The organism is Arthrobacter sp. OAP107, from assembly GCF_040546765.1.
Lineage (GTDB): Bacteria > Actinomycetota > Actinomycetes > Actinomycetales > Micrococcaceae > Arthrobacter.
In genome coordinates this window covers 1,624,091-1,639,415 of the sequence record NZ_JBEPOK010000001.1, presented here as the reverse complement: position 1 = coordinate 1,639,415, position 15,325 = coordinate 1,624,091, and the positions used below count along the sequence as shown (strand labels likewise).

The following is a 15,325-nucleotide window of genomic DNA, read 5'->3' as shown; positions in this document are numbered from 1 at the left end:
TCACGGCTCCCCTACCTCGAGGCCCGGCCGGCGGCTGAGCCTTCGCTGCCGGAGTCTGTCACGTCGGCGACTTCGGCCTGGACTTCCTTGAGGGCGTCCGTGTGGCCGCCGAGCTGTTCGAGTTCGTGGGCGAGTTCGGCCAGTTCGGCGCCGCCGGCCATCTGGGCCGTCAGTTCGTCAATGGTGATGTCCTTCTTCTCGTAGTAACCGATCGATTTGCCGCGCTTGAGCAGCAGGAACCGGTCACCGACCGGGAACGCGTGATGCGGGTTGTGCGTGATGAAGATGACCCCGAGGCCGCGGTCGCGGGCCTGCAGGATGTACCGCAGCACCACGCCGGACTGCTTCACGCCGAGGGCTGCGGTGGGCTCGTCCAGGATCAGCACCTTCGCGCCGAAGTACACTGCCCGGGCGATCGCCACGCACTGGCGCTCACCGCCGGAGAGCTGGCCGATGGGCTGTTCGACATCGCGCAGGTCGATGCCCATATCGGCCAGTTCCTTCTTGGTGATGTCCTTCATCTGCTGCACGCCCATGCGGCGGAACGGCCCTGCACCCTTGGTGAGTTCGGAGCCGAGGAAGAAGTTCCGCCAGATCGGCATCAGGGGGACCACGGCCAGATCCTGGTACACGGTGGCGATGCCGGCGTCGAGCGCCTCGCGCGGGGAGCTGAACTTTCTTTCCTCCCCCATGATCTGCAGCACGCCGGCGTCATGCTGATGCAAGCCGGCAATGATCTTGATGAGGGTGGACTTGCCCGCACCGTTGTCCCCCAGCACGCAGGTGACGCGGCCGTTGTCCACGGCCATGGTCACATCGCTCAGCGCGATGATGTTCCCGTAGTGCTTGCCGACGTTCTCCAGGGACAGCAGGTGCACGGGGGTGTGGGTCAGCGGATCTTTTTCGTCCTTCAGCAGCGTCTGCTGGTCGATCTGGTGTGCATTCATTGGTCCGGCCCCTCTACTTCAGTTCCGCGCGGCGTTTGACGATCAGGTTCACGATGGTGGCCAGCAGCAGCATCAGGCCCAGGAAGAACTTGAACCAGTCCGGGTTCCACTGCGCGTAGACGATGCCCTTGTTGGCCATGCCGAAGATGAAGGCGCCGATCGCGCCGCCCACCGCGGATCCGTACCCGCCGGTCAGCAGACATCCGCCGATGACGGCGGCGATGATGTACAGGAACTCGTTGCCCACCCCCTCACCGGACTGCACGGCGTCGAACGCGAACAGGTTGTGCATCCCCAGCACCCAGCCGCAGAATCCGACCGCCATGAACAACCCGATCTTGGTCTTCGTCACGGGAACACCCACCGCCCGGGCGGCGTTGGCGTCGCCGCCGGCAGCGAAAATCCAGTTCCCCACCCGGGTCCGCAGCAGCACCCAGGACGCCACCGCCACCAGGGCGATCCAGATGAACACGGTGATTTTGACCTCGACCCCGGCCAGCGTGACCGAGGAGGCGAAGATGGCCTGGGCGGAGGAGAACCCGTCCATGGTGGAGATCGACGGCGAGGATACCGACCCGCCGATCAGCCGGGTCAGGCCCAGGTTGAGGCCCGTCAGCATCAGGAACGTCGCCAGCGTGACAATGAAGCTCGGCAGCTTGGTCTTGATCAGGATCCACCCGTTGATGAACCCGATACCGAGCGAAACGATCAGGGCCAGGCCCACCCCGACCCACACATTCGTGCTGAAGTACCAGCTGAACAGGGACGCGGTCAGCGCCGAACTGATCACCGCCACACCGGTGGAGAGGTCAAACTCACCACCGATCATCAGCAGCGACACCCCCACCGCCATGATGCCGATCGTCGAAGAGCCATACAGCACGGTCGCGAACGCGTTCGGCTGGGTAAAGGTCTGGGACACCGACGCGAAAAACACAAACAAAACAATCGCACCGACAAGGGCGCCCACCTCGGGACGGCCCAACAACTTCTGCAAAGGATTGCGCCTGCCGACACGCTCGTCGGTCACCGCCGGTTTGGTAATGGTCTGGGTGATGGTCATTGGAATGCTCCTTGCTGCCCGGTCCGGCGTTTCCGCCGGACCGGGCTGGCGGACTGCTAGCGGATACCCTGCTGGGCAAAGGTGAGTGCCTTGGCTGCGCCGGCCTTGTCCACGATGGTGGGGCCGGTCAGGACGGGCTGACCGCCACCGATCTTGAAGCCGCCGCGCTTGGCCTGCCACAGCGCGTCCACAGAGCTGTAGCCCTGCAGCCAGGGCTGCTGGTCCACGGTGAATTCCACGGCGCCGTCGGCGATCTTCTGGGCGAGCTCGGCGTTCATATCGAAGGAGGCCACCTTGGCTTTGCTGCCGGCCGCGGTCACAGCCTTGAGGATGGTCAGCGTGTAGGGCGCACCCAGCCCGATGATGACGTCGGCGTCAGGCGTGGCCTGCAGTTTGGCTGTCACGGTGGAGGACACCTGGGTCATATCCGTGCCCTGGACGTACAGGATCTCCGTGGCCGGAACCTTGGACTTCACGCCGGCACAGCGGGCTTCGAGGCCAACGTGCCCCTGCTCCTGGATGACGCAGACCGCATGCTTGAGTCCGAGGGAGTTCAGTTTGTCGCCCACAGCTTCGCCGGCGAGCTTCTCGTTCGAACCGAAGTGCGTGAACGCTCCCAGCTGGGCAAAAACGGATTCACCGGCGTTGAGGCTCACTACCGGAATGCCGGCGTCCGTGGCCTTCTTCAGGGCATCCTTGAGGGCGTCCGGTTTGGCCAGGGTGACCGCAATGCCGTCCACCTTCTGGTCCACGGCCTGCTGGATCAGCTGGGCCTGGCGGCCTCCCTCGGGGTCCGAGGTGTACAGCAGCTCGACGTTATCCTTGGCTGCGGCCTCCTCAGCACCCTTGCGCACAATGTCCCAGAAGGTGTCTCCGGGAGCGGCGTGCGTGATGAGCGCGACCTTGATCCGCGGCGTCGACGCAGCCTGGCCGCCGGCTCCGGCATTCGCGTTCTCCGGAGCCCTGCCGCCGCTGGACGAACAGGCGCTCAGAGCCATCATCGGCACGACGGCGGCAACCAGTGCCACCCTCCGCCATGAAAATTTCTTCACCGAAAATCTCCTTTGATCCGGGTTCCCGCCGTGCCACACCACAGTGGCCGGGAGTGCTGATACTCCGATCATGGTGACTCGGATCACTCTTGTCAACGTTTGTCCTAACATTAGGACGATATTAGTTTTCTCCGCGGGCTGCCGGCGCGAAGGCGTGCCGGAACGCGGAGAGGGCTTCGTCCCCCGCAGCAAGTCCGGCTCCGCCCGAAGCCCCCGCCTCAAGCCCTATGACGCCGGCATATCCGGCGTCGACGAGTGCCTTGGCGACGGCGCTGTAGTTGACCTCCCCCGTGCCGGGCTCGAACCGGCCCGGCACGTCAGCCACCTGGATTTCCCCGATCCACGGCAGAGCACCGCGGACAAGTTCAATCAGGTTTCCTTCGCCAATCTGGGCATGGTAGAGATCCAGCATCATCCTTATGTGCGGGTGACCGGCTGCGGACACCAGAGCCATGGTGTCCTTGGCCCGGGCCAGCGGTATGCCCGGGTGGTCCAGGACCGTATTGAGGTTTTCCAGCGCAAAGACCACGCCGTGCTGTTCACCGAGCCGGCCCAGCCGCTCAAGGGTGCGGAGGCCGGTCAGCCACATTTGTCCGGTGGAGCGGTGGATTGGCCGCACCGCGACCCCACCATCGCCAAGTTCCGCCGGATGAACAACCATCCGCTCGACGCCCAGTTCGAGCGCCGTCGGGATGAGCTTCTCCGCCGATTCGACAACGCGGTCCGCGCTGTCCGGGTCGATGAGGCTGCCGCCGAAGTAGCCGCTCATGGAGGAAAAGCGGGCACCCGTTGCGGCCAGGGCTGAAATGTCCCGGTCCCGCGTGTCCCAGAGTTCCACCTCGAACCCCTGCTCATGAATCCGCCGCACCCGCTCAATGAGGGGCAACTCGCCGTAGATCATCTCCGCGCATGCTGCCAGCCGGACGCTCATGTGCCCAACGCGGCGACATGCGGTCCCGTGAGCTGCAGCTCGGGCTCGGCCGCCTGCAGCTGCGCCACAGCGGAGACGTCCACCGGAAGGCCGGTCTCGTGCGAGCGGATCGCCGCCAAGGCCACGGCGAGCGCATTGCGGGCATCGGTGCCTCCGGGAGCAGCTGCTCCACCCGGCGTGCGTCCGGTGCGGCGCGCAGCCACACCCTCGACGAACCGGGCGAGTTCGGCGGTATAGGCGTCATGGAAGAGGTCAATGTTCAGGCGGACGGTGTCCGAGGCAATACCTGCGGCCGTGTAGCTCACGGCACTGGATGCCTGCGGCCCGCCGGCGGAGACCATGCCGGCCGATCCGAAGACTTCACCCCGCACGTCGTAGCCATACAGGGCGTTGAAGTTGGCCTCGGCCACGGCGATGGCGCCGTTGCTGTAGGTCACGGTGACCACCGCCGTATCCAGCAGGCCTCCGGCTTTTGCTTCCGGGGCAACCAGGGCGTCAGCCACTGCATGCACCTTCACCGGAACCGCGCCCGGGTTCAGCCAGTTCAGCGTGTCGAAATCATGGATCAGCGTTTCCAGGAAGATCGTTCCGGGTGCAATCCGCTCCGGAAAGGCTATGCCGGCGGCGGTGCCCGGGTCACGGGTGAGGGACCGCAGCAGCTGCGGGGTGCCGACCGCGCCGTCGTCGATCAGCTTCCTGGCAGCTGCAAAGTCAGCCGCGAAGCGCCGGTTGAATCCAAACTGGACGTTGACCCCGGCGGCGTCTGCAGCGGCCAGCGCCTCATCCAGTTCTTCGACCGTGCGGCCGCCCGGCTTTTCGCAGAACACATCCTTCCCGGCCCGGGCGGCGGCCCCGATAAGAGCCGAATGGAACCTTGCCGGTGACGCCACCAGGACCGCGTCAATGCCGGGGTCGTTAATCACGTCCGCCGGATCTGCGCTGATTCTTGCAGCGCCGAGCTTGCCGGCCAGAGTCTCGGCGGCGGAAAGCACGGGGTCAGCGATGGCATCCAGCCGCGCATTGGGGATCCGGTGCGCCACGGACTCGGCATGGAAGGCGCCGATCCAGCCGGCGCCAATCAGACCGAGGCGGACGGGGTGGCTGTCACCGGCCGGTTGCTGGACATAGGTCATGTTTCAATCCTCTTTCCGGGATTCTAGATCGTTCTAGTGAACTGATGGTGGCACAGCTTTTGGCAATCTGTCTAGATCGTTCTATAGACTGCTGGCAGCAAGGAGGCACATGACTGAACAGCAACGCCGCCCCACCCTGATGGACGTCGCCGAAGCAGCCGGCGTATCACGGGCCCTGGTGTCCATCGTGATGCGCGGCGCCCCCGGCGCGGCCGAGGCCACGAGGCAGAAAGTTCTCGACGCCGCGAGCCGGCTTGGTTACCGGCCCGACAGCCGCGCCCGGCTGCTGCGCAGCGCGCGGACCAAGCTCCTCGGCCTCAGCTTCTCCACGGCCCACGCGTTCCACGCCGAAATTGTGGATGCCGCATACGCCGAGGCCAGCGCCAAGGGATATGAACTCGCACTGGGCGGCGTCACCAGCGGCAGGCCCGAGGCCCGGACCATAGAGGCGCTCCTGGATTTCGGGTCCGAGGCGCTGATCCTGATCTCACCCACGCTCGGCAGTGACGAACTGGCGCGGTATGCCGGCCAGGTGCCGGTGGTGAGCCTGCTCCGGAACGACGTCGGGGAACTCACCGACTCCGTGAGCAGTGATGACTACGAGGGCATCCGGATGGCGGTGGAGCACCTCGTGTCCCTGGGGCACCGGAGGATCGTCCATATCGACGGCGGTTCCGCCGTCTCCGCCGGACCGCGCCGGTCTGCCTTCCGGACAGAGATGGAACGCCGCGGCCTGGAGCCGGTCATTATTGCGGGCGGCGCGATGGAGGAGGATGGGATGACCGCCGGCAATTCGCTTCGCGAAGATATGCCAACCGCGGTCATCGCCTTCAACGACAGGTCGGCCCTCGGCGTTATTGAGAGCCTTCGGGCGCAGGGACAACAGGTCCCGGCAGATGTGTCAGTGCTGGGCTACGACGACAGCCAGTTTGCGCGGCTCAGCTATGTCCAGCTGTCCTCTATCAGCCAGGACGCCCCGTTGCTTGCCGCCGCGGCAGTGGACCGCGCCGTGGCGCGGATAGAAGGAACCGAACCAGCCGGGCATGTTGTGCGCACCCCGCACCTGGTGGCGCGCAGGACAACTGCTGCTCCCCGGGCCGGCGGTTGACCAGCGGTTACGGGAAGAGCTAGGAATTTGCCTCGACAGTCAGTCCGGATTCGGCACCGGCAACGATGGCATTGGTCTCCGGTGACGCGAAACGCTTGGCCAGCTCCCGGACCACGGCCTGAAGTTCCTGGCGGAGCAGATCCGGGTCAATGGACGCCGCGGCAAGGACGGAGCGTTCCATGTCCGCCGCGGCCATAACGGCTTCGGTGCCGCGCTCGGTGAGCGACACGACGTGGCTGCGCCGGTCCGAAGTGCTGCGCTGGCGCACGATGTGGCCGTGCGATTCGAGCCGGCTCAGCGTCTTGCCCATGGTCTGGGCCTGCACCCGGACGAGCTGGGCGAGCTGCGCCTGTGTCATGGGGCCGCTGTTGTAGAGCACCTCGATGGCAATAACGCCAGCGTGGGTCAGGCCGATGGCGCCCAGCTTCTCGTTCCATGAGTGCTCAACAAGGCGGGCCGCCGTAGACAAAAGGCGCCCTGTGGGCCAGCGATCCATATCAGGCATACCACCAAGTATAACTAAGCCTGATTAGTACCCGACACGAAGCCTTACTAAGCTGAAATGTCCTGCACCAAAACAAGGAGACAACGTTGGCTGAAAAACTTACGCCGGGCGACACCGCCCCTGGCTTCACGCTGAAGGACGCAACGGGAGCGGACGTCAGCCTCAGCGATTACCGCGGCCGGAACACCATTGTGTATTTCTATCCGGCCGCGGCAACGCCCGGGTGCACCAAACAGGCCTGCGACTTCCGGGACAGCCTGGCATCCCTGCAGGCCGCCGGTTACGAGGTGCTGGGAATCTCCCCTGACCCGGTGGGCAAGCTGGCCAGTTTCGCCGACGCCGAGGGGCTCACCTTCCCCCTCCTGTCGGATGAAGACCATGCAGTTGCCGAGGCGTACGCCGCGTGGGGCGAGAAGAAGAACTACGGCCGGACCTACGAGGGCCTCATCCGTTCCACCGTCGTGGTGGATCCGGACGGCAAGGTCACCGTGGCGCAGTACAACGTGCGGGCCACCGGGCACGTCGCCAAGCTGCGTAAGGACCTCAAGCTTGAAGAGGTTGGATAACCCTGCGCCTGACAACCTCTCCGCGCCTGCCGCAAGGACCGCACAGGTGACGGTACAATTGAGGCTGGCATCCGCCGTCGTACGTTTTTCCTGCTGCTGACAGCACGCAGGGGCGCACCAGCGGAGCCAGGCGCGAGTGGTGAAATTGGCAGACACGCAGGATTTAGGTTCCTGTGCCTTCGGGCGTGGGGGTTCAAGTCCCCCCTTGCGCACTGCAGTTATCGACGGTGAAATCCCGGGCTACGGCCCGGGATTTTTTCTGTTTAACGCGCCGTTTTACGCCCCGCCAGAAAATTATTCCCGGTTCACCCATCCATTGCTGCCGACCAGGCGAATACCCAGTGAGACACCGCCCAACAGCCTGGAACTTCAGGCCGGTGACCCACAGTCGGAAAAGGATCGCCGGAGGAAGCCACACTCCCTTCGGTCCTGTTCGTCGGCACAACCAAGGAGAATCGAAATGCAGTCTTTCAAGCGCTCAACCTTCACCGTCGCAGGCATTGCAGCAGCCGCTCTGCTGAGCCTCACCGCCTGCGGCGGCTCTGCCGGCACGTCCAGCAGCTCGTCGGCCGCCGCGGAACCGTCCAGCATGGCGCCCTCCGCCTCCAGCATGGCGCCGTCACCGTCAGAAACCTCGACGGCAGCTATGGATCCGGCCGCCAACCTCGCCGGGCCCGGCTGTGCCGGCTACGCCAAGCAGGTTCCCAGCGGCAAGGGTTCCGTCGCGGGCATGGCACTGGACCCCGTGGCCGTCGCAGCCTCGAACAACCCGCTGCTGAAGACCCTCACCGCCGCGGTCTCCGGCAAGCTGAACCCGAAGGTCAATCTCGTGGACACGCTCAACGGCAGCGAATTCACGGTGTTCGCACCGGTTGACGATGCCTTCGCCAAGGTCGACCCAGCAACGATCGGGACCCTCAAGAAGGATGATGCCCTGCTGAGCAAGATCCTCACCTACCACGTGGTTCCGGGCCAGATCACCCCGGACAAGATCGTGGGCACGCACAAGACCGTGGAGGGCGGGTCGGTCACCGTGACCGGCACCAAGGATGCCCTCAAGGTGGACGGCGCCAACGTGATCTGCGGCGGCGTCCAGACGGCCAACGCCACCGTTTACCTCGTGGATTCGGTGCTGATGCCCAAGTAATCGCTGGGCCCGTTCCGGGCCCCGGCCCTGGACAGAGGCCGCGATCCGCACCCCGACGGTGCGGACCGCGGCCTTTTCCTGTGCCGTCGGCCGCCCCGGCGTGTCCTGGCTCACGCATAAGCCAAGCGCGTGCGGTCCGTCAATTACACTGGGTGGCGGGCAAGCAGCCGCCCACGCGCACCCCAGCAGTCCAGAGGTGGTAATCGAGTGCCCAGCAGCAGTATCCCGCGCCGTACGGCCCTCAAGACCGGCGCCGTCCTTCTGGGCCTGTCCCTCACGTCCTGCACGAGCGAAGCCCAGCCCACGCCGTCGTCCGCCGCGGCGAGCACCACAACAGCCGCCGCTGCGCCTTCCGAGACCTTCACCTTCGGCACAGCCTCGCAGCCCCTGGGCCTGGACCCCGCCCTGGCCAACGACGTCGAATCGCAGCGGGTCACCCGGCAGATCCTGGAAGGACTGGTGGGCGTCGACCAGACAACGGGCGAGCCCACCCCGCTGCTGGCCACGGAGTGGACGGAATCGTCGGACGGCATGTCCTACACCTTCACCCTTCGCCCGGGCATCAAGTTCCACGACGGCTCGGCTTTCAACGCTGAGGCCGTCTGCACGAACTTCGAGCGCTGGTTCAAGTTTTCAGAGGCGCTCCGGAAGCAGGCTCCGGGAACCACCTTCAAGGGGGTCTTCAAGGAGCACTCCGACCATGCGGAGCTGTCCGTCTTCAAATCCTGCACGGCCCTGTCGGCGCTGCGGGTGCGGATCAGACTCACGGAGCGTTTCACCGGTTTCCTCCAGGCCCTGACGCTTCCCGCGTTTGCCATCTCCTCCCCCAAGGCACTTGCCGCCGGGAAGGCTGACCAGCTCAGCCTGCGGCGCGGCAGCCAGGCACTTTCCGGCTACGCCACGCATCCCGTGGGCACCGGCCCCTTCCGCTTCTCCTCTTGGGACAGCGCGGGCGTCACCCTCGTGACCAACAAGGGGTACTGGGGCGCCCGGGGACAGATTGCCACCCTCAAGTTCGTCACCTACGACCACCCGCAGACGCGGCTGCAGGCACTGCTGGACGGCAGGATCGACGGCTATGACGCCGTGACGGTCGGGAACTTCGACCAGCTGGTCAAACGCGGCAAGCAGATCATCCAGCGGGATCCGTTCTCCGTGATGTACCTCGGCATGAACCAGGAGATTCCGGTCCTGAAGGACCTCAAAATCCGGCAGGCCATCGAGCTGGCCATCGACAAGGACACGCTGATCAGGCGCTTCTTCATCGACAACACGGCGCAGGCCTCGCAGTTCGTTCCGCCGAAGCTGAGCGGGTTCAACAACAACGCTCCGGCGCTGGGGCACAATCCCGCCAAGGCGAAGGAACTCCTGGCCGACGCCGGGTACAAGGGTCAGGCACTGAAGTTCTACTACCCCATGAACGTCACGCGGCCTTACCTGCCCACTCCGGAGAAGGTCTATGCGGAAATCAGCCGCCAGCTCACGGCGGTGGGCCTGAACATCCAGCCCGTTCCCGTCGACTGGACGGACGGCTACCTGCAGAAGGTGAAGAACCCCGGCGACCATGCCCTGCACCTGCTCGGCTGGAACGGCTCCTATTCCGACGCGGACAACTTCCTCGCGCCGCTCTTCGGCGAGAAGAACGGTGAGTTCGGGTACCAGGACCCGCAGGTCTTCGCCAAGATCGACCGCGCGCGCGGACTCCCGGACGGCCAGGAACGCACGGCACAGTACCAGACCATCAACGCCCAGATCGCGGAGTCCCTGCCCGCAGTTCCCATCGCTTTCCCGATCTCGGCACTGGCCCTGTCCGACCGGGTCGTCAGCTATCCCGCCTCGCCGGTATTAAATGAAGTTTTCACCAAGGTCCAGCTGAGGTCTTGACGCCGGGGCGCAATTTCAGTTAGTGGGCAGTGCAGGGATATTCTGTGACAGCCAGAGCCGCCTATCGGAGACTGATTGTGACCTTCATTTCCAAGACCCAACATGCCGACGTCGTTCTTATTGGCGGCGGCATCATGAGCGCCACACTGGGTGCGTTCATCAAGCAGCTCGAACCCAACTGGACCATTTCCCTGTTCGAGCGGCTCGACGAGGCCGGCCTGGAAAGCTCGGGGCCGTGGAACAACGCCGGCACCGGACACGCCGCGCTGTGTGAGCTTAATTACTCCCCCGCAGCCAAAGACGGCTCGGTCAACCCCGCCAAGGCACTGCACATCAACGAGCAGTACCAGCTGTCCCGCCAGTTCTGGTCCCACCTGGTGGACAACTCGCTGATCGGCTCCCCCAAGGGTTTCATCAACACCGTTCCGCACATGAGTTTCGTCATCGGCGAGGACAACTCGAACTTCCTCAAGACCCGGTACAACGCGCTCAAGGAGCACACCCTGTTCCGGAGCATGGAGTACTCCGAGGACTCCGCGCAGATTGCCAAGTGGGCGCCGCTGATCGTCAAGGGCCGCGACACGAAGCAGCGTGTCGCCGCCACCCGCGCGGCAGAGGGCACCGACGTCGATTTCGGAGCCCTGACCCGGGAGCTCACCGGCTACCTGGCCAACAACGGCGTCGAAATCAACTACGGCCACGACGTCACCGATGTCCGCAGGGCGTCCGACGGCGGCTGGGACCTTTCGCTCAAGCACCCGGCTTCCGGTGAGCGCGGCAGCATCCGCGCCAAGTTCGTCTTCGTCGGCGCCGGCGGCGGCGCACTGCACCTGCTGCAGGCTTCGGGCATCCCGGAAAGCAAGGGATTCGGCGGTTTCCCCGTGTCCGGCCAGTTCTTCCGCTGCACGGACCCGTCCCTCGCGTCCCAGCACAACGCCAAGGTCTACGGCCAGGCTTCCGTCGGCGCGCCGCCGATGTCCGTGCCGCATCTGGACACCCGCTACGTCAACGGCAAGCGCTCCCTGCTGTTCGGCCCGTACGCCGGCTTCTCCACGAACTTCCTGAAGAACGGCAGCTACCTCGATCTTCCGCTGTCCATCCGGCCGAGCAACATCATCCCGATGCTGGCCGTGGCCAAGGACAACATGGACCTGACCGCCTACCTGGTCAAAGAAGTGGCCAAGCGCCACGGCGACAAGGTGGAGGCGCTGCGCGAGTACTACCCCGAGGCCAAGGACGGCGACTGGGAACTGATCACCGCCGGCCAGCGTGTGCAGATCATCAAGAAGGATCCGAAGAAGGGCGGTGTGCTGCAGTTCGGCACCGAGGTGATTGCAGCCCGCGACGGTTCCATCGGAGCCCTCCTCGGCGCTTCGCCTGGTGCCTCCACGGCCGTGCCCATCATGATCGAACTCCTGCAGAAGTCCTTCCCCAAGAACTTCAAGGGCTGGCAGTCCAAGCTCAAGGAAATGATGCCGGGCTACGGCGTCAAGCTCAACGAAAACCCGGAGCTGGCGGCGGAGCTCGAGAAGGCCACCGCCAAAAGCCTTCAGCTGGAAACATCGCCGGCAGTCCAGCGGTGACCGTCCAGCGCTGACCGTCCGGGGCTGACCCGGCGCGGGTTGCGGCAGGCTCCACCGAAGCAAACAGTCCGTCGACCCAGGAGATCATGCGATGTTCCGGCTGGCCCACCTATCCCTCGGGAACCGCGCGCTCATCGCGCTGATCACCATCTTCGCCTCGGTGTTCGGCGTGATCACCATGTCTTCGCTGAAGCAGGAACTCATTCCCTCGATTGAGTTCCCGCGGATCACGGTGATCACGTCGATGCCCGGCGCGTCGCCGGAGGTCGTGGACAAGCAGGTCAGCCGGCCGCTCGAGACGGCGCTGAACGGCGTCGAGGGCCTGGAGTCGACGTCGTCCACCTCCCGCAACGGCGTCTCGCAGATCAGCCTGGTGTTCACCTACGGCTCCAACCTGGACAGGGCCCGGAACCAGATCGATCGAGCCATTTCCAACGCCAAGCGCGCACTGCCGGACGACGTCCAGCCCCAGGCCATCGCCGGCAGCATCAGCGACTTCCCGATTGTCTTCCTCGCCGTCTCCTCCGACAAGCCGCTGAGCGAGTTGAACACGGACCTCCAAAGGCTGTCGGTGCCGAGACTGCAAAAGCTCGACGGCGTCCGCGGCGCCGACGTGACGGGCGGCGCCACCCGGCACATCCTCATCCAGCCGAACGCGGCCAAGATGGCTGCCGGCGGCGCCAGCATCCAGTCCGTCCGGAACGCCCTGACCAACAACGGCGACCTCGTTCCGGCGGGCACCATCGAGGAGAAGGGCCAGAGCCTCTCCCTGCAGATCGGCAGCCCGGTCGACTCGGTCGCCGCGGTGAAGGCCCTGCCGCTCAGCGGGGCCAGCGCGGGCACCACCATCGGTTCCGTGGCCGATGTCAGCATCAGGGACGACGCGCGCACCTCCATCACCCGGACGAACGGCCTCGAAACGCTGGCCATTTCCGTGACGAAGAAGCCCGAGGGCGACACGGTCGCGATCTCACATGCGGTGAAGGATTTGCTGCCGCAGCTCGAGGCGGAGCTTGGCTCGAACGCCAAATTCACCCCCGTCTTCGACCAGGCACCCTTCATCGAGAAGTCCATCAAGGACCTCACCACGGAGGGGCTGCTGGGCCTCGGTTTCGCGGTGGCAGTCATCCTTCTCTTCCTCATGTCCGTCCGCTCCACCCTGGTCACCGCCGTCTCCATTCCACTGTCGCTGCTGATCACCTTCATCGGCCTCTCCGGCACTGGGTATTCGCTGAACATCCTCACGCTCGGGGCGCTGACCATCGCCATCGGCCGGGTGGTGGACGACTCAATCGTGGTGATCGAGAACATCAAGCGGCACCTGAGCTACGGCGAAGCCAAGCTCACGGCGATCCTCACCTCCATCCGTGAGGTGGCCGGCGCCATCACGGCCTCGACGCTGACCACCGTGGCAGTCTTCCTCCCCATCGCCTTTGTGGGCGACCTCGCTGGTGAGCTGTTCCGTCCGTTCGCGCTGACGGTCACCATTGCGCTGCTCTCCTCACTGCTGGTGTCCCTGACCATTGTTCCCGTGCTCGCGTACTGGTTCCTGAAGAGCCCCGCCAATGAAGGCGCGGACGACGCCCCGCAGTCCGCCCTGGAAGTCCAGGCGCAGGCGCACGAGGCCGAGCAGCGCAGCATCCTGCAGCGCGGCTACCTCCCGGTCCTGAACAAGACCCAGAAGCACCCGGTGCTCACCCTGATCGCCGCGGTCCTGGTCCTCGGCGGGACCGCTGCCATGACGCCGCTGCTCGCCACCGACCTGCTGGGGCGTTCAGGCGAGAACAGCATGACGGTCAAGCAGGAACTTCCCGCCGGTACGAGCCTGGACGACACCAGCGCCGCGGCCCGGAAGGTCGAGGACGTGCTCCTGGGCATCGACGGGATCAAGGATGTTCAGGTGACCTCCGGCAATGCGCAGGCGGGCTTCACCGCGCTGACGTCCTCGGGCGCCTCCAATTCCTCGTTCACGGTGGTCACCGACGACAAAGCGAACCAGGGCAAGCTGCAGGACACCGTCCGCAGCGAGCTGGCCGCGGCAGGCGCCGCCGGGAAGATCTCCGTCGGTTCACAGCAGGGCGGCTTCGGCACGTCCTCCACAGTGGACATCACCCTGAAGGCGGCTACCTCCGAAGGCCTGAAAAAGGCCAGCGATGCCATGGTCAAGGCCATGGCCGGCGTACCCGGAAGCAGCGAGGTGACCACCAACCTGGCTGCCAGCCAGCCCGTGGTGCAGGTGAAGGTTGACCGGGCCAAGGCGGTTGCCGCGGGCCTGACCGAAGAGCAGGTGGCGGGCGTCCTGGCGTCGACCATCAGCCCTGTCCCCGCCGGCACCGTCCGCATCGACACGGACGACTTCCCCGTCCAGATCGGCGAAGGCAAACGCTTCACCAGCATCGCCGCCGTCCGTGACATCCCGCTCCCCACATCCTCCGGCGCCGTCCCGCTCAGCCGGATTGCCGCCGTCGAGCAGGTGGACGTCCCCGTTTCCATCACCTCCAGCAACGGCCAGCGGACCGCCCAGGTGTCCATCACGCCGTCGGGATCCAACCTGGGCGCTGTCAGCGCCGAGGTGCAGCAGCGCCTCAAGGGCGTGGAGCTGCCCGCCGGAGTGACCGCGGAGATCGGCGGCGCCACCACGCAGCAGGCGGAATCGTTCCGGCAGCTCGGCCTCGCGCTCCTGGCCGCCATCGCCATCGTCTACGTGATCATGGTGGCGACTTTCAAATCCCTCGTGCAGCCGCTGATCCTCCTCGTTTCCGTGCCGTTCGCCGCCACCGGAGCCGTTGCGTTGCTCCTGGTCACGCGGGTTCCGCTGGGGCTGCCGTCGCTCATCGGCATGCTGATGCTGGTGGGCATCGTGGTGACCAACGCCATTGTGCTGATCGACCTGATCAACCAGTACCGGAAGCCACGCGGCGCCAAGCCGGGCATGAGCGTCGCCGACGCCATCACCCACGGCGCCCGGCAGCGGCTCCGCCCCATCCTCATGACGGCGCTGGCCACAGTCTTCGCGCTGACCCCCATGGCGCTCGGCATGACGGGCGGCGGCGGGTTCATTTCCCAGCCGCTGGCCATCGTCGTGATCGGCGGGCTGGTCTCCTCCACGGCGCTGACGCTGGTGCTCGTCCCCGTGCTGTACCGGCTGGTAGAGGGGCGGAAGGAGAAGAAGGAGCTTATGCGCCAGCTCAAGCAGCGGCCCGGCTTCTCCCCCGCCGATGACGACGTCGATGCCGAATTCGCCGACTGGACCACCGGCATAGTGCCCAAGCTCAGCGGCCGCCGCGCTGCCACCGGCTCCGCGGAATAATCCCGCAACCGGCCCCTCCCTACCCGACTAAGTATCAGCAGAGGGCGTTTCCAGGGCTGGGAACGCCCTCTGCTGCTACCTGGGTCGCATCCACAC

Annotated in this window: 12 protein-coding genes and 1 tRNA gene; 7 read left to right on the top strand and 6 right to left on the bottom strand. The window is 65.4% G+C overall.

The genetic code is table 11. From position 1 onward, the window contains the following. Positions 1-11 precede the first annotated feature (11 nt). From ABIE00_RS07635 to ABIE00_RS07615, 5 genes are all read right to left on the bottom strand, one after another. A complete protein-coding gene (locus tag ABIE00_RS07635; protein WP_354258730.1) occupies positions 12-947 on the bottom strand; it encodes an ATP-binding cassette domain-containing protein in 936 nt (311 codons plus the stop codon). A 13-nt stretch (positions 948-960) separates the two neighbouring features. Next, the gene (locus tag ABIE00_RS07630; protein WP_354258727.1) at positions 961-2,010 is read right to left on the bottom strand and encodes an ABC transporter permease; all 1,050 of its coding nucleotides are present in this window, start codon (positions 2,008-2,010) and stop codon (positions 961-963) included. Positions 2,011-2,066: 56 nt separating this feature from the next. After that, positions 2,067-3,062 carry a substrate-binding domain-containing protein gene (locus ABIE00_RS07625; RefSeq protein WP_354258724.1) on the bottom strand — a complete coding sequence of 332 codons (996 nt, stop codon included), beginning with the start codon at positions 3,060-3,062 and terminating at the stop codon, positions 2,067-2,069. A gap of 121 nt (positions 3,063-3,183) precedes the next feature. Then, complete coding sequence (locus ABIE00_RS07620; protein ID WP_354258721.1) at positions 3,184-3,993, bottom strand: TIM barrel protein; 810 nt, start codon at positions 3,991-3,993, stop codon at positions 3,184-3,186. Then, the gene (locus tag ABIE00_RS07615; RefSeq protein ID WP_354258718.1) at positions 3,990-5,126 is read right to left on the bottom strand and encodes a Gfo/Idh/MocA family oxidoreductase; all 1,137 of its coding nucleotides are present in this window, start codon (positions 5,124-5,126) and stop codon (positions 3,990-3,992) included. Before ABIE00_RS07615 ends, ABIE00_RS07620 begins: the two co-directional genes overlap by 4 nt. Before the next feature lie 109 nt (positions 5,127-5,235). Here ABIE00_RS07615 and ABIE00_RS07610 point away from each other — a divergent pair, with 109 nt between their 5' ends. Beyond that, on the top strand, positions 5,236-6,234 hold the full coding sequence (locus ABIE00_RS07610; RefSeq protein ID WP_354258715.1) for a LacI family DNA-binding transcriptional regulator: 999 nt from the start codon (positions 5,236-5,238) through the stop codon (positions 6,232-6,234). A 19-nt stretch (positions 6,235-6,253) separates the two neighbouring features. Here the strand turns inward: ABIE00_RS07610 and ABIE00_RS07605 are convergent, their stop codons facing one another. Continuing rightward, positions 6,254-6,739: a MarR family winged helix-turn-helix transcriptional regulator gene (locus tag ABIE00_RS07605; protein WP_414640564.1), complete on the bottom strand. Its 486-nt coding sequence runs from the start codon at positions 6,737-6,739 to the stop codon at positions 6,254-6,256. Between the two features lie 86 nt (positions 6,740-6,825). Here ABIE00_RS07605 and bcp point away from each other — a divergent pair, with 86 nt between their 5' ends. From bcp to ABIE00_RS07575, 6 genes are all read left to right on the top strand, one after another. Further along, entirely contained in the window at positions 6,826-7,305 is a 480-nt protein-coding gene (bcp, locus tag ABIE00_RS07600; protein ID WP_354258712.1) for a thioredoxin-dependent thiol peroxidase, read from the top strand. Between the two features lie 130 nt (positions 7,306-7,435). After that, positions 7,436-7,517, top strand: a tRNA-Leu gene (locus ABIE00_RS07595). Between the two features lie 248 nt (positions 7,518-7,765). Then, positions 7,766-8,452 (top strand): fasciclin domain-containing protein, encoded by a 687-nt coding sequence (locus ABIE00_RS07590; RefSeq protein ID WP_354258709.1) that lies wholly within the window; start codon positions 7,766-7,768, stop codon positions 8,450-8,452. Between the two features lie 207 nt (positions 8,453-8,659). After that, a complete protein-coding gene (locus ABIE00_RS07585) occupies positions 8,660-10,336 on the top strand; it encodes an ABC transporter substrate-binding protein (protein WP_354258706.1) in 1,677 nt (558 codons plus the stop codon). Positions 10,337-10,413: 77 nt separating this feature from the next. Further along, positions 10,414-11,919, top strand: coding sequence for a malate:quinone oxidoreductase (locus ABIE00_RS07580; protein ID WP_354263301.1), 1,506 nt, complete (start codon positions 10,414-10,416; stop codon positions 11,917-11,919). Between the two features lie 91 nt (positions 11,920-12,010). Next, on the top strand, positions 12,011-15,229 hold the full coding sequence (locus ABIE00_RS07575) for an efflux RND transporter permease subunit (RefSeq protein WP_354258703.1): 3,219 nt from the start codon (positions 12,011-12,013) through the stop codon (positions 15,227-15,229). Positions 15,230-15,325 lie beyond the last annotated feature (96 nt).